Origin of the sequence: Iodobacter violaceini (genome assembly GCF_011601265.1) — a bacterium.
In the GTDB taxonomy this organism is placed as follows: Bacteria; Pseudomonadota; Gammaproteobacteria; order Burkholderiales; family Chitinibacteraceae; genus Iodobacter; species Iodobacter violaceini.
On record NZ_JAAOLX010000007.1, the window covers coordinates 62,638 to 82,559 of the forward strand.

Annotated in this window: 17 protein-coding genes and 1 pseudogene; 5 read left to right on the forward strand and 13 right to left on the reverse strand. The window is 49.9% G+C overall.

Annotation, left to right across the window (positions count from 1 at the left end; genetic code table 11):
* The first annotated feature begins 56 nt into the window (after nucleotides 1-56).
* Nucleotides 57-1,277: a YihY family inner membrane protein gene (locus HA050_RS14070; RefSeq protein ID WP_166827343.1), complete on the forward strand. Its 1,221-nt coding sequence runs from the start codon at nucleotides 57-59 to the stop codon at nucleotides 1,275-1,277.
* A gap of 41 nt (nucleotides 1,278-1,318) precedes the next feature.
* On the opposite strand, the gene aroB is transcribed toward HA050_RS14070, so the two are convergent.
* The 7 genes and pseudogenes from aroB to HA050_RS14105 all read right to left on the reverse strand — a co-directional run.
* Nucleotides 1,319-2,404 (reverse strand): 3-dehydroquinate synthase, encoded by a 1,086-nt coding sequence (gene aroB, locus HA050_RS14075; protein ID WP_166827346.1) that lies wholly within the window; start codon nucleotides 2,402-2,404, stop codon nucleotides 1,319-1,321.
* A gap of 74 nt (nucleotides 2,405-2,478) precedes the next feature.
* Nucleotides 2,479-3,015, reverse strand: coding sequence for a shikimate kinase (locus HA050_RS14080; protein WP_099399397.1), 537 nt, complete (start codon nucleotides 3,013-3,015; stop codon nucleotides 2,479-2,481).
* Between the two features lie 64 nt (nucleotides 3,016-3,079).
* The gene (locus HA050_RS14085) at nucleotides 3,080-5,185 is read right to left on the reverse strand and encodes a type IV pilus secretin PilQ (protein ID WP_166827349.1); all 2,106 of its coding nucleotides are present in this window, start codon (nucleotides 5,183-5,185) and stop codon (nucleotides 3,080-3,082) included.
* Entirely contained in the window at nucleotides 5,182-5,727 is a 546-nt protein-coding gene (locus HA050_RS14090; protein WP_240929078.1) for a pilus assembly protein PilP, read from the reverse strand. Before HA050_RS14090 ends, HA050_RS14085 begins: the two co-directional genes overlap by 4 nt.
* Nucleotides 5,724-6,356: a type IV pilus inner membrane component PilO gene (locus HA050_RS14095; protein ID WP_166827352.1), complete on the reverse strand. Its 633-nt coding sequence runs from the start codon at nucleotides 6,354-6,356 to the stop codon at nucleotides 5,724-5,726. The genes HA050_RS14090 and HA050_RS14095 overlap by 4 nt, the downstream gene beginning before the upstream one ends.
* Nucleotide 6,357: 1 nt before the next feature.
* Nucleotides 6,358-6,954 carry a PilN domain-containing protein gene (locus tag HA050_RS14100; protein WP_166827355.1) on the reverse strand — a complete coding sequence of 199 codons (597 nt, stop codon included), beginning with the start codon at nucleotides 6,952-6,954 and terminating at the stop codon, nucleotides 6,358-6,360.
* Between the two features lie 68 nt (nucleotides 6,955-7,022).
* Nucleotides 7,023-7,952, reverse strand: a pseudogene (locus HA050_RS14105) (pilus assembly protein PilM); the annotation flags it as partial.
* A gap of 302 nt (nucleotides 7,953-8,254) precedes the next feature.
* Here HA050_RS14105 and HA050_RS14110 point away from each other — a divergent pair.
* The 4 genes from HA050_RS14110 to HA050_RS14125 all read left to right on the forward strand — a co-directional run bounded on the left by HA050_RS14110 (nucleotide 8,255) and on the right by HA050_RS14125 (nucleotide 13,500).
* Nucleotides 8,255-10,558, forward strand: coding sequence for a penicillin-binding protein 1A (locus tag HA050_RS14110; RefSeq protein WP_166827358.1), 2,304 nt, complete (start codon nucleotides 8,255-8,257; stop codon nucleotides 10,556-10,558).
* 13 nt (nucleotides 10,559-10,571) lie between these two features.
* On the forward strand, nucleotides 10,572-11,153 hold the full coding sequence (locus HA050_RS14115) for a nucleotidyltransferase family protein (protein ID WP_166827361.1): 582 nt from the start codon (nucleotides 10,572-10,574) through the stop codon (nucleotides 11,151-11,153).
* A gap of 152 nt (nucleotides 11,154-11,305) precedes the next feature.
* Nucleotides 11,306-12,046, forward strand: coding sequence for a flagellar brake protein (locus tag HA050_RS14120; protein ID WP_166827364.1), 741 nt, complete (start codon nucleotides 11,306-11,308; stop codon nucleotides 12,044-12,046).
* Nucleotides 12,043-13,500, forward strand: a complete 1,458-nt coding sequence (locus tag HA050_RS14125) for an NAD(P)H-hydrate dehydratase (RefSeq protein WP_166827367.1) — start codon at nucleotides 12,043-12,045, stop codon at nucleotides 13,498-13,500. Before HA050_RS14120 ends, HA050_RS14125 begins: the two co-directional genes overlap by 4 nt.
* 334 nt (nucleotides 13,501-13,834) lie before the next feature.
* On the opposite strand, the gene HA050_RS14130 is transcribed toward HA050_RS14125, so the two are convergent.
* The 6 genes from HA050_RS14130 to glyQ all read right to left on the reverse strand — a co-directional run bounded on the left by HA050_RS14130 (nucleotide 13,835) and on the right by glyQ (nucleotide 19,562).
* Entirely contained in the window at nucleotides 13,835-14,509 is a 675-nt protein-coding gene (locus HA050_RS14130) for a M48 family metallopeptidase (RefSeq protein ID WP_166827370.1), read from the reverse strand.
* On the reverse strand, nucleotides 14,506-15,240 hold the full coding sequence (locus HA050_RS14135) for a lysophospholipid acyltransferase family protein (protein WP_166827372.1): 735 nt from the start codon (nucleotides 15,238-15,240) through the stop codon (nucleotides 14,506-14,508). The genes HA050_RS14130 and HA050_RS14135 overlap by 4 nt, the downstream gene beginning before the upstream one ends.
* Before the next feature lie 147 nt (nucleotides 15,241-15,387).
* Nucleotides 15,388-15,945, reverse strand: coding sequence for a D-glycero-beta-D-manno-heptose 1,7-bisphosphate 7-phosphatase (gene gmhB / locus HA050_RS14140; protein ID WP_166827375.1), 558 nt, complete (start codon nucleotides 15,943-15,945; stop codon nucleotides 15,388-15,390).
* A gap of 154 nt (nucleotides 15,946-16,099) precedes the next feature.
* Nucleotides 16,100-18,172: a glycine--tRNA ligase subunit beta gene (gene glyS / locus HA050_RS14145; protein WP_205836439.1), complete on the reverse strand. Its 2,073-nt coding sequence runs from the start codon at nucleotides 18,170-18,172 to the stop codon at nucleotides 16,100-16,102.
* A gap of 5 nt (nucleotides 18,173-18,177) precedes the next feature.
* The gene (locus tag HA050_RS14150) at nucleotides 18,178-18,660 is read right to left on the reverse strand and encodes a surface-adhesin E family protein (RefSeq protein ID WP_132038732.1); all 483 of its coding nucleotides are present in this window, start codon (nucleotides 18,658-18,660) and stop codon (nucleotides 18,178-18,180) included.
* A gap of 5 nt (nucleotides 18,661-18,665) precedes the next feature.
* Nucleotides 18,666-19,562 carry a glycine--tRNA ligase subunit alpha gene (glyQ, locus tag HA050_RS14155; RefSeq protein ID WP_099399385.1) on the reverse strand — a complete coding sequence of 299 codons (897 nt, stop codon included), beginning with the start codon at nucleotides 19,560-19,562 and terminating at the stop codon, nucleotides 18,666-18,668.
* Nucleotides 19,563-19,922: the final 360 nt, after the last annotated feature.

The following is a 19,922-nucleotide window of genomic DNA, read 5'->3' on the forward strand; positions in this document are numbered from 1 at the left end:
CCAAAATAGTGGGGCTGCGGTATTATAAAGCTCATCCTTCATTTAATCGCACAACCGTGACTCTTAGCCCTCTATTTAACCTCGGTGTTTTGCAACGGCTCTTCGGGTTTTCCCGCTTTGTGGGCCGCAGGCTGGTTGCCGATCGCTGCCTGCAAACAGCAGGCAGCCTGACTTACACCACGCTGCTGGCACTGATCCCTCTGCTGACGATTGCGCTCTCGCTTTTTTCTGCTTTCCCCATGTTTGGCGACTACAGTAGTAAATTTAAAATTTTCCTGCTGACCAATTTAGTACCGGATGCATCGGGCAAAGTCATCAGCGTGTATATGCGGCAGTTTTCAGACAATGCCGAGCGACTGACCGCCATGGGGATGATTGGTCTTTTGGTAACAGCTTTGCTGCTGATTTTTACGATTGAGAAAACATTTAACGAAGTATGGGGCGTGAAGCGCCCCAGAAAGCTATTACAAAGAACCATCATTTACTGGGCCGCACTCACTCTTGGGCCTCTGATTATCGGCATTAGTATCTCGCTCACCTCATGGCTCTATGCCCAGACTGGTTTACACAGCGATGCCAGCCTGATGAACCTGATCCTGCTCAAGCTTGGCCCTATGCTATTGATGTTGGGCTCGCTCACCCTGCTTTACCTGGCCGTGCCTAATTGCTATGTGCCCCGCAGCCACGCCTTTATTTCAGCCCTTGTTGTAGCAGCAGCTTTGGAGCTGATGAAGCGTGGCTTTGGGCTGTATATCCAGCAATTTGGCACGTTTAAGCTGATTTACGGCGCATTCGCCAGCTTCCCCATCTTTTTGATGTGGCTCTATGTAAGCTGGGTGATTATTTTAGGTGGTGCAGTGCTCTCCGCCTGCCTTTCCTACTGGCATGCCTCTGCATGGCGCTGGGAAGGTAATCAGGGCACCCGATTAGAACAATCCATCCGCCTGTTGCTGGTTTTAGCAGAAGCGCATAGCCGGGGCGAAATCCTGCATATCGATAAACTGCGGCGTAAAACCGAGCTGGGCTTAGACACCAGCTACTCTCTGCTGGAAGAAATGGCGCTAAAAAACTGGGTGGAATCAACGCGTGACGGGGAATGGATTTTAGCAGTAGACCTGCAACGCATCACCTTGCGCGATGTGTTTGAAACCATGGTCACCCCCCTCTCCGCCAGGCTGGAAGCGGGCTTAAGCACGATCCATGAAGAGCTGAAGGGCGTATTAGAAATGTCGCTGGCTGAATATGCCACAAAAAAAGCAGAAACAATATTGTCTTGATTCAAAATAACAAAGGGCAGGTTAATCCTGCCCTCCGTTATTTAAGCAGGGTTACAGCCCGCATCCAGAGCCGCAATCACATTTTCGCGGCTGAGCTCGCCAATATAAGATTCACCAAGGCAGCGCATCAGTACAAACTTAATTTTACCCGCATCAACCTTCTTATCCTGCGCCATTAAATCTAAATAACGATCATTACCCAACTGCGGGGCTTGCACCGGCAGGCCTGCTTTTTTCAGCAGGGATTCAATCCGGGCAATATCATCATCGCTGATCTGATCCAGCTCACGCGATGCGAAAGCTGCCAGCATCATGCCTGCCGCAACCGCCTCACCGTGCAGCCAAACACCGTAGCCAAGCCCTGATTCAATGGCATGGCCAAAGGTGTGCCCAAGATTTAACAAGGCACGCTGGCCCTGCTCCTTTTCATCGCCAGCCACAATGCGTGCTTTATTCTGGCAGCAACGCTCCACCGCATAGGTCAGCGCTTCGGTTTCACGCGCCATCAGGCGTTCAATATTGGCTTCCAGCCATTCAAAGAAAGCCAGGTCATCAATCAAACCATATTTGATCACCTCTGCCATGCCTGCGGATAACTCACGCAGCGGCAGGGTATCCAGCGTCGCCAGATCAGCCAGAACCAGCTTAGGCTGATAAAACGCACCGATCATATTCTTACCCAGAGGATGATTAATCCCCGTTTTACCCCCAACCGATGAATCAACTTGCGCCAAAAGGGTTGTCGGGATCTGAATAAACGGCACGCCGCGCTGATACACCGCAGCAGCAAAGCCGGTCATATCGCCAATCACGCCGCCGCCCAGGGCAATCAGCGTTGTTTTACGCTCGCAACGCTCAGTAAGCAGCTCATCAAAAATCAGGTTAAGCGTTTCAGATGTTTTATAGGCTTCACCATCTGGCAAGATAATGCTGTGGCATTGAATATCTGCGCTTTCTAAAGCATCCTGCAGCGATTTTAAATAGAGTGGCGCCACCGTTGCATTGCTCACAATCACCACACGGGGCTGAAGCAATAAGGGTTTAATGAGCTCAGCCTGAGTCAGTAAATTACGGGCGATATGAATATCGTAGGGGGCGTGGGCAAGGTCTAGTTTAACGGTCTGCATGGCGCTCCAGCTTGATAGGTTGGCAAGTGATTTACCCGCACATGATTAAAAACTGCGCAGGCATTGTTCGCCAGTTAACGATCGGCGTGCAGTTCCAGCTCTTTCATCAAAAGCTGCAATAAAGAATGAACGGTCTGCCGGCTGGTATCAATCACCAGATCAGCAACTTCACAATAAAGGGGGTCACGAATTTCGTAGAATTCTTGCAAACGTTGTTTAGGATTTTCAGTTTGCAATAGCGGGCGGTTTTTATCGTGGCAGGTACGTAAATACAGCTCGTCCACGCTGGCCCGCAAATAAATCACAAAGCCTTCACGCCTCAGTATCGCGCGGTTGGCCGGGTTCAACACAGCCCCTCCGCCCGTTGCCAGGACGATATTTTTTTGCGCGGAAAGCTCTTTGATCATGGCCACCTCACGACGGCGAAACCCTGCCTCACCTTCTACTTCAAAGATGATAGGAATCTTCGCGCCGGTACGTGATTCGATCTCGTGATCCGTATCATAGAAAACCTTACCGCTGACTTTAGCAAGCGCTCGTCCAACGGTGGTTTTGCCGGCACCCATCATGCCGACCAGAAAAAAATTGCCTGGCAGTTTCATGCCAAGCATTGTATCGGAAAGCAGAGCGGGGCGCGATTTGCGCCCCGCTTATCTGACTAAAAAATTTACAAAATCAGCGTAATGACAGGTCTGACTGAATCACTTTTGGTGAAATGAAAATCAACAACTCACGGCGAATGTCTTTTTCCAAGGTATTTTTAAATAAATGCCCCAGATATGGAATATCACCAAGCAAAGGCACTTTGGTCACATCCGAGCCAGCTTCTTGAGTGTAGATACCACCAATCACCACCGTACCACCATTTTCAACCAGAACTGTTGTATTAATCTGCTTGGTATTAATCGATGGAATACCCAAAGTCACCGTGCCACGGCTGTCTTTAGTTACGTTCAGCTTCATGATGACATTGCCATCAGGCGTAATTTGCGGTGTAACCTTTAATGACAGCGTCGCTTTCTTGAAAGAAATCGTTGTTGCACCATTTTGCGAGCTTTCCTGGTAAGGAATCTCTTCCCCGCTTTCAATAGAAGCTTCTACCTGGTCAGCCGTCACAAGGCGAGGACTGGAGATAATCTTACCTTTATTATCCGCAGCCAGAGCACTGATTTCCAGGCCCAACAACCAATTCGCGTTTGCAGCAATCAGAGCAAATGTACCCGGAGCACCAACACCAGAACCAATGGCAGGCAAGTTCACATTATTGCCCATCGTCAGAACATTATTTACAGGTGTGGTCGCTGTGCCGGTCGCAGTACTTGGAATAACACCAATCCCTTTACCGGCATTGTCTAAATTATTACCCAGGCCCAAATCGGTATTGCCCAAGTGGCCTTTAGAACCCCAGCCCAGCTTCACACCTAACTCACGGCTAAAGCCATCATTCGCTTCAACAATACGGGCTTCAATTTGTACCTGACGCACAGCCACATCGATTTTGCCAATGACCGAACGCACTTGCTCTAATTTGCTGGAAATATCCTGCACAAACAGTGTGTTAGTACGGGCATCAATCACAATACTGCCACGCTTAGACAGCATCTGCTGCTTATCATCAGTCAGCATTTTCTTTAAGTCTTCTGCCTTTTGATAACGCAACTGAAATGCTTCAGTGCGGGTAGGCTCTAACTCATCAATTTGCTTTCTGGATTCCAGCTCTTGCTTTTCCTTGCTGGCCAGCTCTTCACGCGGAGCCACCCAAAGCACGCTGCCATTCTTACGTTGATCAAGACCCTTAGCCTGCAGAATCATATCCAGCGCCTGATCCCATGGCACATCTTTAAGGCGCAGCGTTAAATTGCCTGTTACCGTATCACTGGTAATGATATTCAAGCCGGTGAATTCGGCAATCACTTGTAATACGGTGCGAATTTCAACATTCTGGAAATTCAGCGACAGCTTTTCACCCTTAAATGCAGGCTTGATACCCGCTTGCTTATTGCGCTCGTCATTCACTTCACGAACTTCAATAATAAAGCGATTTTCAGTCTGATAAGCCGAGTATTCCCAGTTACCCTTAGGCTCAATCACCATTTTGGTGGTTTCGCCCTGAGTATAGGAATCAACCTTTTGAATGGGCGTACCAAAGTCGGTGACATCCATACGGCGTTCCAGCTTTTTAGGCAAGGCCGCTTTATTGAAATCCACCAGAAGCATTTTTCCCTGCTGGCGGATATCAATACCCACATTCGGACTGGAAAGATCGATTACAACCTTACCTTCGCCATCTTTACCACGGCGAAAGTCGATGTTCTCAATACTATCCCGCTTGTTTTTACTCGCCACTTCCGGGGCTTTGCTCTCAGCAAAGTGAGTGGTACGCGCCTGGGCAGTTACCGCACTGCTTGTACCATCCACCGTGATATAAAAATCATTGCCTTCGGCCCTGGTTTGATAAGCCGCCTGCTTTTGCATATTCAGCACAACACGCGTACGGCCGGAGCCTTCGGCAAGGCTGATTAACCTGAGTGCAGCACCATTAACCTGCACCGAGCTTTTACCGGCCTGATTGCTGGTATCTGCAAAATCAAAAGCCACGCGGGGTGGTGTATTTACAGAAAAACTGGTGGGCACGGGTGCTGGCCCGGCAAAACTTAAACGAATAATTTGTTTATCCGCCGAAACATTGCTGATATCGATCGCAGTAATGCTACTTGCAGCCAGGGCAGCAAAACTCGCCAGGCTTAAAATAGCCGACGTGATGACATTGAGTATTTTCATTTTTTTTGCTCCGCTTCATCAAGGGATAAACTGGTAGTACGCTCCACCCAATCACCCCCGCTGTCCTCAACAATTTCTTTTAATTGAATTTCGGTATCCTTCACCGCAGTGACCATGCCGAAATTCTGCCCCATATAGCTACCGACTTTTACCCGATACAAATTGCCATCAGGTGCATGGATTAAACCGTTAATGGTTTTACCCTGAGTTAAAGTCCCCACCATACGTAATTTCTCTAAATCGTAGTTTTCCAAAATCTCTTTGGCACGATTCGTATTCGGAGCAAGACCACCACCCGTACCTTTTTTAGCTAATTCCATTTTAGCGGCACGAAATGGATCGCTTAAATCAAAGGCTTTATATTCAAACGAAACATAGGGCTTGGCCTCGGGCAAAGCTTCCACCTTGCCACGCAAGCCTTCGCTGCTTTCTTTCATCCAGCTTTTCAGATCACTGTTTTCCTCTCCAAAACATGCAGTTAAGGATGCAGTAGCGATCGTCATCAGCAGAATAGACTTAATTGATCCAGGACGGATTTTCATTTCTGTTTCTTCTTAGCGTCGAGAGCTGCCTGATGCATAGCTTGCAATTCTGCCTCATCAAGCGAGCGGTACGTTTTAGCAATCGCCTGCATGGAAATCACTTCAGGGTCTTTGGTCGATACAAGCTGCAGATTGCTCAAAGTAACAATGCGGGAAAGCTGAGCCACATCGCTGACAAAAGCCGCTAAATCGTGGTAATTACCAGAGATGCGAATATCAATCGGCAACTCAGCAAATTCAGCAGTTTTTACTTCCGAGCCAGGTTTAAATAACTCAAAAAACAAACCCCGGCCAACCCCTGCCTGATTGATTTCAGTCAGCAGGGATTCCATTTCAGATTTATTCGGCAATTGCCTGAGCAATGCACCAAAAGACTGCTGAATCTCCTGCAACTGCTGGCGATAGGCTTCTAAGTTAATCGCCTTGCTTTTCTTATCAATAAAATCTTTCTTTAATTGCTCTTCCTTCGCCCGTCCTGTTTCGAGCTCTTCCATCTGGCCGCCCCAAACATAAAAGTAGCCTCCGGAAATGAGCACAACAAAGACCAGAATAATCAAACCGATTTGTGCTGCCATCGGCCAGTTGCCAACATCTTTAGGATCTAAATTCCGTAGTTCGTCGAGTGTCATTCTAGCCACCCTGCTGTTTACGTTTGCCAGGAGCGGAGGCATTTACCGCTTCTTCTGTTGTACGGGTCACTTTAACGGTAAGCATAAATTCTGATAGTTTTTGATTCCCAACCTGAGCGGCTTTTACTTCAATAAGCACCGGCTGCTCAAAGATGTCTGAATCGTTTAAATTACGCATTAAAGTAGAAACGCGTGCATTAGATTGCGCATAACCAATCAGCGTGACCTGATCATTCACGGCTTTCACTTCTTTCAGATAAATGCCTTCCGGTGTTTGCCGGACAAGCTGATCCATCGCCAGAACGGTTTCTGAACGGCCGGATTGCAAGCGCTCTACAATCTTTTTACGATCCAATAAAGACTGTTTTTCGGCTTTTAATTTCTCAATTTCAGAAATTTCACGATCCAGCTTTGTGTTTTCATCCGTCAGGAATTGATTGCGCTGATTTTGTGTTTCGATACGCGCAGAATAAAAGAGATAGCCCGCAACAATAACGGCCACGGCAGCCAGGCACGCCATACCAAGCAGTACAAAATAGCGATTTTGGCGTGCAACACGTTTTTGCTCACGGTGAGGAAGCAGATTAATCCGAATCATGAAGGGTCAAACCTCCGCATTGCCAGTCCGCAGGCAATCAACAGCGAAGGTGCATCAAGCTGCACCTGCTTACCACGTACTTTACCGGTTGCCATTCCCTGGAAAGGGTTGGCCCGCATTGCGCTACTCACATTAGTGCGGCTCGAAACCGCATCGTCCAAACCATAGATCGCACTACAACCACCCGCCAGCAAGATATGATCAACCGAGTTGTAGTTACTGGATGTATAGAAGAACTGCAATGAGCGCGAGATTTCCAGAGCCAGCGTATCAATAAAAGGCTGCAACACTTCTGGTTCGTAGTTTTCCGGCAAACCGCCGTGCTTTTTAGCCTGCTCAGCCTCATCGCTGGACATATTAAACTTACGCTGAATTTCTTGCGTAAGCTGATTGCCCGCATAAGCCTGATCACGGCTGTAAATAGACTGGCCGTCTTTAAAAATATTCATATGCATGGCTGTTGCACCAATATCCACCACGGCCACAATCTGGTTTTCACCATTATTGGGCAATTGTGGCTGCATCAGCTCAAACGCGGCCTGTGTGGCATAGGACTCAACATCCAGCACCACTGCGCGTAAGCCTGCGGCCTCAATCACCGCAACACGCTCATCCACCTTTTCTTTCTTGGCAGCCGCGATCAGAACTTCCTCTTCGTCAGGGGCGACCGGAGACACGCCCAACACTTGGAAATCCAGATTCACTTCATCGAGGGAAAAAGGAATGTACTGATTGGCTTCGGTTTCAACCTGCATCTCGAGCTCGCGCTCGGTCAGCCCGGATGGCACCAGAATTTTTTTAGTAATCACCGCTGCTGCTGGCAGGGCAACCGATACATTCTTGATTTTAGAGCCCATTTGCCGCCATGCCCGCCGCACAGCCTCCACCACCACATCCATATTGGCGATATTACCGTCGGTTACGGCATCTTTTGGCAAGAGCTCAATCACATAGCGATCAAGGCTGTAGGTTGTTCCTGATAGGCTCAGCTCGACCATTTTTACGGACGAAGAGCTAATATCAACCCCAATCAGCGCAGGTGCTTTGGGCTTGAGGAAATCGAGATTCAACTCATTTTCCTTTTTTAAATAAAACACTTAAAAACAACTGTTACGAATCTGCTTTAGATCGTAGCAGCGCGACTTATCCCTGTAAAGAAAGAACCGTGTAGCTTATTCTTATACAAGCGTATTACTAACATTAGTGCTTTTTCAATTATTTGATGCCAGAAAATAAATGCCAAACATACATGCTCAGAATCGCGTAAATTAGCATCACTTCCAATCTTCTACCCTTAGCGATGAGCAAACGCCTTCTACTTATTTTTTGCGGCATTTTAATTAGCCTGATGATCCTTGTTGCTGGCCTTGGCGCTTTTGCGCTGGTGATTACCTATCCGCGCCTGCCTTCCTTAGAAGCACTCACAGACTACCGCCCTAAAATTCCACTTCGTATTTACACCAGCGACAATGTGCTCATTGGTGAATTTGGCGAAGAGCGCCGGGCATTTACGTCTATAGAGCAAGTTCCTCTGCTCATGAAGCAAGCCATTTTAGCGGCTGAAGATGAGCGCTTTTATGAGCATGGCGGGATTGATTATCTGGGCGTTTTAAGAGCAATGATCGGCAATATCACATCAGGGCAATCAAAATCGGGTGCGAGTACCATCACAATGCAGGTCGCCCGCAACTTCTATTTGTCTAACGAAAAAACATTTACCCGAAAATTTAACGAAGCCCTCCTTTCATTTAAGATTGAACACAATCTATCGAAAGATCAAATTCTTGAACTGTACTTTAATCAAATTTATCTGGGTCAGCGCGCTTATGGCTTTGCCTCTGCAGCACAGACTTATTACGGTAAAGAGCTAAAACAGCTTAGCCCGGCTGAAATGGCCATGCTGGCTGGCTTACCTAAAGCCCCTTCCGCTTACAATCCAGTTGTAAACCCTAAACGTGCGCAGCTCAGACAACAATACGTTTTACGCCGTATGCACGAATTAAAGTTCATTAACGACAGTGATTATGCAACCGCTCAAAACGCGCCATTAGTCCTGAAACGCACGCAGCAGGAGTACGCCGTTCATGCCGAATATCTGGCCGAGATGGTGCGGCAAATGATGGTTGAGCGCTATAAGGAATCTACTTACACCGAAGGTTTTAAAGTTTACACAACCCTTCGGAGCGACAGTCAGGAAACTGCGTATCAATCTTTACGGCAAGGCTTGGTTGACTACGACGTTCGCCACGGCTACCGCGGTCCAGAAGGGTTTGTTGCCCCTGAAGTGCTTATTCCAGGCAAAGAAGAGCTGCTGGACGAAGCACTTGCAGAGCAAAAAGACTCGGGAGATTTACAACCAGCCATCGTATTAAGTGCCAGCCTTCAGTCAGTAAAAGTTTATAAAAAAGGCGGCGAGCAAATTGAAATTAATGCCGAGGGCTTACGTTTTGCCCGCGCCATGTTGTCAGAAAAAATCGCACCGGCAACCCGAATCCGCCCGGGTGCAATTGTACGGATTAAGCAAACAGAAAAAGGCTGGAGCCTGACTCAGCTTCCTCAGGTTGAGGGTGCATTTGTTGCATTAGATCCACAAAATGGTGCAATCAGAGCGCTGGCTGGCGGCTTTGATTTTAACCGCAGCAGCTTTAACCATGTGACGCAGGCATGGCGCCAGCCCGGCTCCAGCTTCAAACCATTTATTTATTCTGCAGCCCTGGAGCGCGGTGTTACACCTGCCACACAAATCAACGACGCGCCACTGGTGATTGATCCTGCTCAGGTGGGAGGACAAAGCTGGGAGCCTAAAAATAGTGACGGTAAGTTTGAAGGCATGATGAGTGTGCGTACCGCTTTAACCCGCTCCAGAAACTTAGTGACTATTCGCGTGCTGCAAGCAATTGGCGTGGATTATGCCCAGGCCCATATCAGCCGCTTTGGCTTCAACCCTAAGCAGCATCCTGCTTATCTCACGATGGCACTGGGCGCAGGCAGCGTTACTCCACTACAAATGGCTGAAGCCTATGCGGTTTTTGCCAACACAGGCTATCGCGTGCGTTCATATTTTGTAGACCGGATTGAAGACAGCCGTGGCCGTGTCCTTGCAAAAACCCAGCCTGAAGTAGCAGGAGAAAATGCACAGCGCACACTGGACGCCAGAAACGCCTTTGTCATGAACAGCCTGCTGCATGATGTGGCCACACAGGGTACGGGAGCCAAAACCAACATCCTGGGCAGAAGTGACTTAGCGGGTAAAACCGGCACAACCAATGATGCCAATGATGCCTGGTTTGCAGGCTATCAGCCTGGCCTCGTGGCGATCTCATGGGTAGGTTTTGATCAGCCCCGCTCCCTGGGCGCAAAGGAATACGGCGGAGTAGCAGCCCTGCCCATCTGGATTAACTACATGAATAAGGCGCTTAAAGGCGTAGACAATGTGAGCTATCCGGTGCCTGAAGGGGTTACGCCGCAAACCATTCAGACAGAGCGTGGCTCGTATACTGAATATTTCTTCAGCGAATATCTGCAAACCAATCCAGAATTAGGTTTAGGAGGCGGAGCGGGCAGCGCTCAACCACTGGATGAGATCAAGGAATTACTCTTTTAGGGGCACCTAAACTATGAGCAAACCGCACGTTCTCGACCGTCAGTCTTCTGTCTTGCGCGCCCGGATAGCCGAACGTGCGGCGCGCTTAATTGCTGAAGATCTTTTGCATGATTTTGCACTTGCCAAAAAAAAGGCCGCCAGACAATTAGGGATTAGCGAAGGGCGCATGATGCCCTCGAATCAGGAAATAGAAACCGCCCTGGCCAATTACAGGGCGGTTTACCACCCGGAACACAGCAATCACCTCAATAATCTGAGACACAAAGCACTAAAAGTAATGCGGATTCTGGCGCATTTCCGCCCCTGCCTGACGGGATCGGTTTTATCCGGCGTTGCTGGCGCAAACTCCGACATAAATCTGATCATCTTTTTAGATGACCCTAAATCTGCTGAGATTTTCTTACTCAACCAACAAATTGATTACGATATTTTGCCGCCAGCGAACGGCCGCCAGCTTGCAGATTACCCTTCATTTTCTTTTTGGTTTGACGATAGCCCAATCAGCTTACATGTACGCCCCCGCGATGCAGAGCGGCAAAAAGAAGAACGGATGCGGCTGGATGAACTGGAAGCCTTGCTGTCTATCGCAAACTAAAGTGTTCAGGCCTTGTAATTTATGGCCTGAATAATAGTCAATCCATAGAATGACTTACACTATATTAATTAAAGCGCATGGTAAAGCAAGCTAGGATTAAGTCCCTGCCAATGATATAAAGTAGCTTATCTTTTCTTTAACTGATTAACACAATGCAACAACCTCCCACGCTGGAGCCCGTTTTTGTATCGGATACGGGGCCCTATCTCGTCAGCGCCAGCATAGAAATAAAGTATTTGCTAAAGCAACTACTGGATAACGGTGAAATTATTTGCCTTTACCCTGCAGGTAAACGTGAGCCATTTGCAATCAGCACCCTGCTCAGCATTACTGACAATGAATTATTGTTTGATGCCAGTAACGATATTGTCACCAATGCCGCGCTGATTAAAGAAGGCCGGATGCTGCTGGTGGGCGTTGTAAATAAAGTGAAAGTGCAATTTGAGCTGCCCGATGCAGTGCTAGTCGCCTATGAAGGGCGCACAGCAATACGCAGCAGTGGCCCGGTACAAACACTGCGTATGCAAAGGCGTGACTTTTATCGGCTTGATATCCCCATGTCGCAAAAAGTGGCCTGTGTTATCCCATTTGACGGAGGGCATACAGAGCTGTCGGTCACAGATATCAGCCTTGGCGGCTTAAGCCTGCTTGGGGTTTCACCGGACCTGCCTATGCAGGTAGGCGACACCTTGCATAATTGCCGGATTCAGCTGCTTGATATCGGCGTCATTGAAGTCGATATGCAAGTTTGCATTGTGATTGATGTAACACTGCGAAATGGCATTAAAACACAGCGGGTAGGCTGCCGTTTTTTTGACTTATCCGGGAAAATGCAAACGCTTATTCAGCGTTTTATTAACAAAATTGAACGCCAGCGAATCTCACGCGAATGATCAATTCCCCGCTCTTCTTTAGCCAAAAACTAAGACAAACCGAAAGCGCTGCAGCCGGTTTATCGCTGATGCACAGAGCGGGTGAGGCCAGCGCCAGCTGGATCTTAAAACACTATCCTGCAGCACAAATTATTTATGTGCTGGCAGGGCCGGGCAATAATGGTGGCGATGCTCTAATCACCGCCAGCCTGCTTCAGCAAGCAGGCAAAACCATTTTGCTCAGGCTGACCAGCCCTTGCCTGACTGCAGATGCCAAAGATGCTTTTGCCAAATGGCAGGCAACTGGCGGCCAAACCCTTGTTGCCACACCGGATCATGCCGATCTCGCCATTGACGGGCTCTTTGGGCTTGGGCTGAACCGCGCACCATCTGAAGCAGATAGCCAGATTATGGCCGGCTTGCAAGCACTGGGCTGCCCGATTATTGCATTAGATATCCCAAGTGGCCTGATGGCAGATAGCGGGGCAGCCCCCGGAGCCGTCATTCACGCCACTCACACCCTGAGCTTTATCAGCCACAAACCCGGCCAGTTTACAGCCAGGGGCTGCGATGTATGCGGTGAAATCAGCCTGCACGATTTGCAAATCCCAGCCCATCTCTATCCCGCCGCCGACGGGTATTTACAAAACCATGCACCCGCCAGCCTGAGCCGGCTATTACGCAGCCCAGACAGCCACAAAGGCAGTTATGGCACCGTTGGCGTAATGGGCGGGGCCAGCGGCATGTCAGGTGCAGCACTGCTTGCCGGGCGTGCCGCTCTGCATATGGGCGCAGGCCGCGTTGTACTGGGGTTGCTGGATAAAACCCTGAGCGCAGACCCAGTACAGCCCGAGCTGATGCTGCACTCCGCTGAAGAAGCCCTGCAGCACCCTGCCCTCAGCTTTATTCTTACCGGCCCCGGGCTTGGAAATAGCGCAACTGCCCTTGCAATACTCCAGCAAAGCATTGCCAGCCCACTGCCGCTGCTGCTGGATGCTGATGCACTCAATTTACTCGCCGGCTCAGAAGCGCTGACTGCCGCCATGCAAGAGCGCAGCTCCCCCAGCATAATCACACCACACCCAGCCGAAGCAGCAAGACTGCTGCACATCGGCACTCAGGCCGTGCAAGCAAATAGAATCGAATCCGCCCTTACCCTCGCACAGCGCTATAAAGCCACCGTGCTGCTCAAAGGAGCGGGCTCGGTATGCAGCGACGGGCAAAGCTGGAGCATCAACGCCAGCGGCAATGCAGCCCTTGCCAGCGCAGGGCAAGGCGACGTGCTCTCAGGTATCATTGCTGCACTTGCCGCACAAGGCCTTAAACCGCTGGATGCAGTGCAAAGCGGCTGCTGGCTGCACGGCCGCGCAGCAGACGACTGGCGCAGAATACATCCCAATGGAATTGGCTTAACTGCAAGCGAAACAGTTAGCTACGCCAGAGCAGCATTGAATCAGGTTTTGGGGGCGTATTAGATCTTCGATATTTCGTTGCAAAAGCCAAATCTTGAAACACGGAGACCACAGAGAACGCGGGGTTTCACGGAGGAAAACAGGGTTTGAATCTCCCCTTGAAACACGCCGAAGCGAGGAATAAACAGGGCGGGGTTTCAGCAAGGGAGCAAGGAACGAGCCAATTCCGCCCGCCGCCGACTCGATTGTCCACTGAGTAGATGCTTTTGGGGTCGCCTTTTTTAGCCTCCTTTCTTGGCGAAGGAAGGCCACGTGGTGGCTAAGCGCTTCAAAATCAACGAGCCGAAGGCACTAATAAGCATTGTTTTTGATGTTGCCTGGCACGCAAAATAATCCCTTACCACGCAAACAGCATTGCACCGTTTTGCTTCAGCCATAAGCGATGCGTTTTCCAATCAGGGCAGGCACTGGCGACGATGGCCCAAAAACGCGCAGAATGATTCAATTCCGCCAAATGCGCCAGCTCGTGGATCACCACATAATCAATCACTTGTGGCGGGGCCTGCATTAATCGCCAGTTCAGGCGAATATCCCCCAAGGCTGTGCAACTTCCCCAGCGGCTTTTCGCCGAGCTTAAGAACAGCTGCCGCGGCTGAAGGCCCATTACCCCGCTCCAGTACGCCAGCCTTTGTAAGAAATAAGGCTTGGCGCTGCGCTGATAAAAGCGTGTGATTGTGACGGGCAAGGGGCTTTGCTCTGATACATACAGCACATCTTCTTCCAGCCGGGTTCGGCCAGCACAGTGCTGCACAAATTTAGCCTGGCCCTGCCACAGAACGCTGCTGCCAACCGCCAGAGCAGCAGGAGCCGCGACCGGCGTAGCCAGCCTGGCCAGTATCCACTTTAATTTGCTCTCGATGGCCCGCTCGGCTTCTTTTAAAGGCGCGCGGGCAGGCAGAATCACGGTTAAACCATTGGCGGTGATTTTTAAACCAATCGAGCGCCTGCGGCTGCTGCGCTCCAGCTGATAAGGCAGCTCACGATCAGCCAGACGCAGCGAATGCGCTGTCATTTTTTAGGCGAGTAACAAGGGCCAACGCCGCCAAAACGCTGGATTTCATTTTCGATCCAGGTTTCAACTTCTTGCGTAAGCTCTAGCGGGCTGCGGCCAGCTGGTTCTATCGGCTTGCCAACCACCATGGTGATTTCACCCGGCCATTTAAGAAATGAATTTTTCGGCCAGAATTCGCCCGAATTAAGCGCCACCGGCACAATAGGCACTTCCAGATCAACGGCCAAACGCGCGCCACCCTGCTTATACGGCTTGTAGCCACCCGATGGAACACGGGTGCCTTCCGGGAAGATCACAATCCAGAAGCCTTTAGCCAGGCGATCCTTACCCTGGGCAATCAACTGCTTTTGCGCCTCGGCACGGTTCGATCTGTCAATCGCAATCGGCGATAAAGTTGCTAAGCCCCAGCCAAAAATCGGCAATTTCAGCAGTTCTTTTTTCAATACCCAAACTTGCGGCGGAAACACATGCTGCAAAGCCAGCGTTTCCCATGCTGATTGATGCTTGCACATCACCACGGCAGGGTCTGCAGGCAGGTTTTCAATGCCTTCTACGCGATAAGTCAGGCCACAGGTGAATTTCAGCCACTTGAGCATTGTCCACGACCAGCCACGAATAATCCGGTAACGCAGCACAGGAGGCAGCGGCAGAATCAAAATCGCAATCACACAAAAAATGGGAGTTACTACAGGAACAGCAAGCCAATACAGAATGGAGCGCAACCAAATCATTTAATCTTCACCCTCTGGTGCCAGTAGTTAGTCCTGATGAATAAAGCGGGTATAAATCGCGTTTTTCCGCCTGGCTGCGTTGTTCGTGATTGCATAGCTTGCTATGCGGCTTCCTCACGTCTTGCCAGACGAAAAACCCATTTATTTCTACCCCACCAATCCAGCAGGGCTAACTACAAGTAAATGCGCGGCAAATGCCGCCAAATCGTCAAATACCTGCGTGCCCTCGGGCATCAGGCCTTTCTGCTCAGTTTTTATGCCATTACCGGTGCGAACCAGTACAGGCTTACCGCCTACAGCCGCAATGGCTTGTAAATCACGCTGCGAATCGCCCACCATCGTCAATTGTGGGCATGGTATGTGAAAACGACTGGAAATATCTAAAATCATGCCGGGATTAGGCTTACGGCAAACGCAACCTGCATCGGGTCCATGCGGACAGAAAAACACCGCATCCACATGCCCTCCCTGCCCGGCAATAGCCCGGTGCATCTTGGCATGAATGCGGTTGAGCGCGTCCACCGCAATCATTTTTCGGCCAATCGCGCTTTGATTAGTCGCCACCACAATTGTCCACCCCGAGCGGGATAACTCGCCGATGGCTTCTAAACTGCCTGCAATCGGCTGCCATTCTTCCGGCGTTTTGATGTAATCCGGGCTGTCTTCATTGATTACGCCGTCGCGGTCGAGAATCAATAACTTCATACGCGACTCCGTTTTAAACCTGTTTCAAAAAAGCTCAAAGAGCCACAGACACAGAGGACAACACCGGGTACACAGAAAATACCTAAGCTCTGTGTGCCCGCTTTATTCACTTCATACTCTTAGTGTCTGCAGATCTTTTGAGCGTTTTTTGCGTTTACTCAGCCAATAAAGACAACTCAGCCACGCGGTTCATCAGGCTGGCCAGCGCGGCGAGCAGCGCCTGGCGATTGCCACGCACAGCTAAATCGTCGGCCATGACCATCACCGAATCAAAGAAAGCATCGACTGGCTCTTTTAAAGCGCTCAGTGCTTTCAGTGCACCGGTGAAATCCTGGCTAGCCAGAGCACTGCTCACCACTGGCTGCAGCTTTAATAACTCAGCATGCAGGGCAATTTCAGCTGCATCGCTCAGCAGCGCTGCATTCAGCTCTGGCAAATCGCCTTCGACTTTTTTCAGAATATTGCGAATACGCTTATTTGCTGCGGCCAATGCTGTGGCTTCTGGCAGTGCTTTAAATGCCGCAACAGCCTGCAGGCGAATCACCATCTCGTTCAGCAGCGTCGGGTTCAGTGCCAAAACAGCATCGATATCTGCGGCCGGGTAATCTGCAGCCAGATAGTTTTTCAGGCGATCTTGCATAAAGCCATACACGCCCTCAACAGTACCATCTGCAACCACACCCTCAGGGAAAGCATCGCTGGTAATACTGAGCAATTCTTTCAGGTCCAGCGGTAAATCCAGCACCATACGTAATACGCCAAGCGCGGCGCGGCGTAAGGCAAACGGGTCTTTATCGCCTGTTGGGATCAGGCCAATGCCGTAAATACCAACAATGGATTCCAGCTTATCCGCCAGCGAAACAGCCTGAGCCACAGCACCTTCCGGCAAGGTGTCACCTGCAAAACGCGGGTGGTAATGGCCTTCAATCGCATTAGCAACCGCGTCGTTTTCCCCATCGATGCGGGCGTAATACATGCCCATCACGCCTTGCAGCTCAGGAAATTCTCCCACCATATCGGCGATCAGATCGGCCTTGGCTAAGTATGCAGCGCGTTTGCAATCAGCCACATCGGCATTCAGCTTCACCGCAATGGCACCGGCAATTTTTTGCAGGCGCTCTACGCGCTCAAGCTGGCTGCCGATCTTGTTGTGATAAACCACATTGGCAAGCTGCGGCACGCGGGATTCAAGCTTCTTCTTTTTATCCTGCTCAAAGAAGAACTCGGCATCCGAAAGACGCGCACGTAATACGCGCTCATTACCATGAATAATATGGCTTGGATCGGCAGTTTCCAGATTAGAAACCACTAAGAATTTAGGCAGTAATTTGCCATTCTGATCCAGCAGCGGGAAGTATTTCTGATGCTGCTGCATCGATAAAATCAGGCACTCTTGCGGCACTTGCAGGAATTTCTCGTCGAAGTTTCCGGTGTAAATCACAGGCCATTCAACCAGCGCAGTGACTTCATCCAGCAAACCATCCGATGGCGCAATCTGAGCATTCAGCTCAAGGCAGGCATTATTGAGCTGATCAGCAATCAACGCACGGCGTGCATCAAAGCTTGCCTCTACAAAACCATCATCAAAGAGGCGGGCTGCGTATTCATCGGCGTTTGCCAGCTCAATCGCACCACTGGATAAGAAACGATGACCCAGCGTGCTGCGGCCCGCTTCCAGATGCAAGACCTGAGCAGGCACGATATCACTGCCATGCAGTGCAACCAGGCCATGCACAGGGCGAATAAACTGGCCATCCCGGTCGCCCCAGCGCATCATTTTTGGCGCAGGCAGTTTTTTAAGTGTGCCGGCAATAATGCCTGACAACACTTTAGTCAGCGCTTCACCAGTTTTTACGGATGAAAAAATATACACATCCTGCTTGCCATCCGAGCCTTGCGAAAGCTGCGAGACATCCACACCACAGCTGCGCGCAAAGCCAGCAAGGGCTGGCGTTGGCACACCATCTTTCAAACCAGAAGCAACCGCCGGACCACGGCGCTCGATGGCCTGATCCGGCTGCACAGCCAGCACGTCAGCGATCGATACAGCAAGGCGGCGCGGGCTGGCAAACGATTCAACTTCGGCGTCTTTTGCCACAAAGCCCAGCTTGGCTAATTCATCAAAAATACCACTCGCAAACACTGCGCCTAATTTTGGCAGTGCTTTGGGTGGCAATTCTTCGGTAAAAATTTCAATCAGCAGTGTTTGAGATATAGGATTGGACATGGGGATTAATTCTCTTCTAATTTAGCTTTAGCTTCTTTCTCGGCCATGATTTTACAAACTTGGCGAACAAAATCACCGCCAAAGCTATTGGCTGGCGGCTCATCGAATTCCCACTGAAAGCCCGGAATATCGTAGCGGGCCACCTGCTCGTTTTCCGCATCGCGCAAATCGCTTAATACACCCGCCATTTTTTTAGACGGGCAATCAATGGCATGGCGCGAATACTTCAGGCGATATTTCTTTTTGGTCGTTTCATCAATCTGATCCTGATTAAACTTCTGCTGCAACCAGACATAGGTGTATTTGGTTGGCGCGTAATCATCGTCATGGGTAATCGATTTCACATCGACCAGCATTTCATAATCCGCCATCGTGCCGTAACTGCGCCAGTCGCCTTCTTTTGGAACTTCAAGCGGGCCGTAAACCTCATCTTCAAATTTTCCACAGCCAGCCAGGAGAGTAATCAACAACAGATAGCGGATCATCATGCCCCCTAAGCCGGCGTAACTTGGCACATAGGGAAGCCCAACGCTTCGCGCGAATCGTAATAAGCCCGGGCCACAAGGCGTGAAAGCGTACGCACACGGCCGATATAAGCGGCACGTTCAGTCACCGAAATCGCACCACGGGCATCCAGCAGATTAAACACATGCGAGCACTTCATAACCATTTCGTAGCCAGGCAGCGCCAAATTGGCTTCCATCAGGCGTGCGGCTTCGCTTTCAAATTTATTAAATAAATCGAGCAACAAGGGCACATTGGCGTGTTCAAAATTGTAAGTCGATTGTTCTACTTCATTCTGATGATAGATATCGCCGTAAGTAACCTTCTGGCCGTTCGGATAAACTGTCCAGACCAGGTCGTAAACGTTTTCCACGCCTTGCAAATACATGGCCAGACGTTCAACACCGTAAGTGATCTCGCCCAATACCGGCTTGCAATCAATCCCGCCAACCTGTTGGAAATAGGTGAACTGAGTGACTTCCATCCCGTTCAGCCACACTTCCCAGCCCAGGCCCCATGCGCCCAGGCTCGGGCTTTCCCAATCGTCTTCTACAAAGCGGATATCGTGCACGCTGGTATCAATACCCAGCTCGCGCAGGCTGCCCAGATACAGATCCTGGATATTGTCTGGCGATGGCTTTAAAGCCACCTGGAACTGATAATAGTGTTGCAAACGGTTCGGATTTTCACCATAACGGCCGTCTTTAGGGCGGCGTGAAGGCTGCACATAGGCCGCATTCCAAGGCTCCGGGCCCAGGGAGCGCAGAAAAGTAGCGGTATGAAATGTACCGGCACCTACTTCAATATCGTACGGCTGCAACAGTGCGCAGCCATTACGGCCCCAATAGTTTTGCAGCGTGAGCAGAATTTCTTGGAAAGTCAGCATATTCCCATTCTCAGTTCTTTATTCTTAAACGCCCTGATTCTACTTGCTTTTAGCCTGTCCCGGGAGAAAGGGATTGAGCAAATCAGGCATGATTAATCACTCTGCCAGGCTGCACCCACAGTCTGAGCGCCTGCTCTGCCTGCCTTTACAGCGGTGATTTACGCCTTATTTTAGATGAGGAACAAATTGATTTGCATCTGATCATCACTTTAAAGCACATTTCAATTGATACGATGGAATCACCCGCTCTGTTTACACAAAACATCCCGGCAATACTGCCAAAAATAATACTGTATTTTCTTTCAATAATTTTGCACTGTCAGCATCTGCGTTTTACAAAGGATCAGGTAAAGCGCTGCG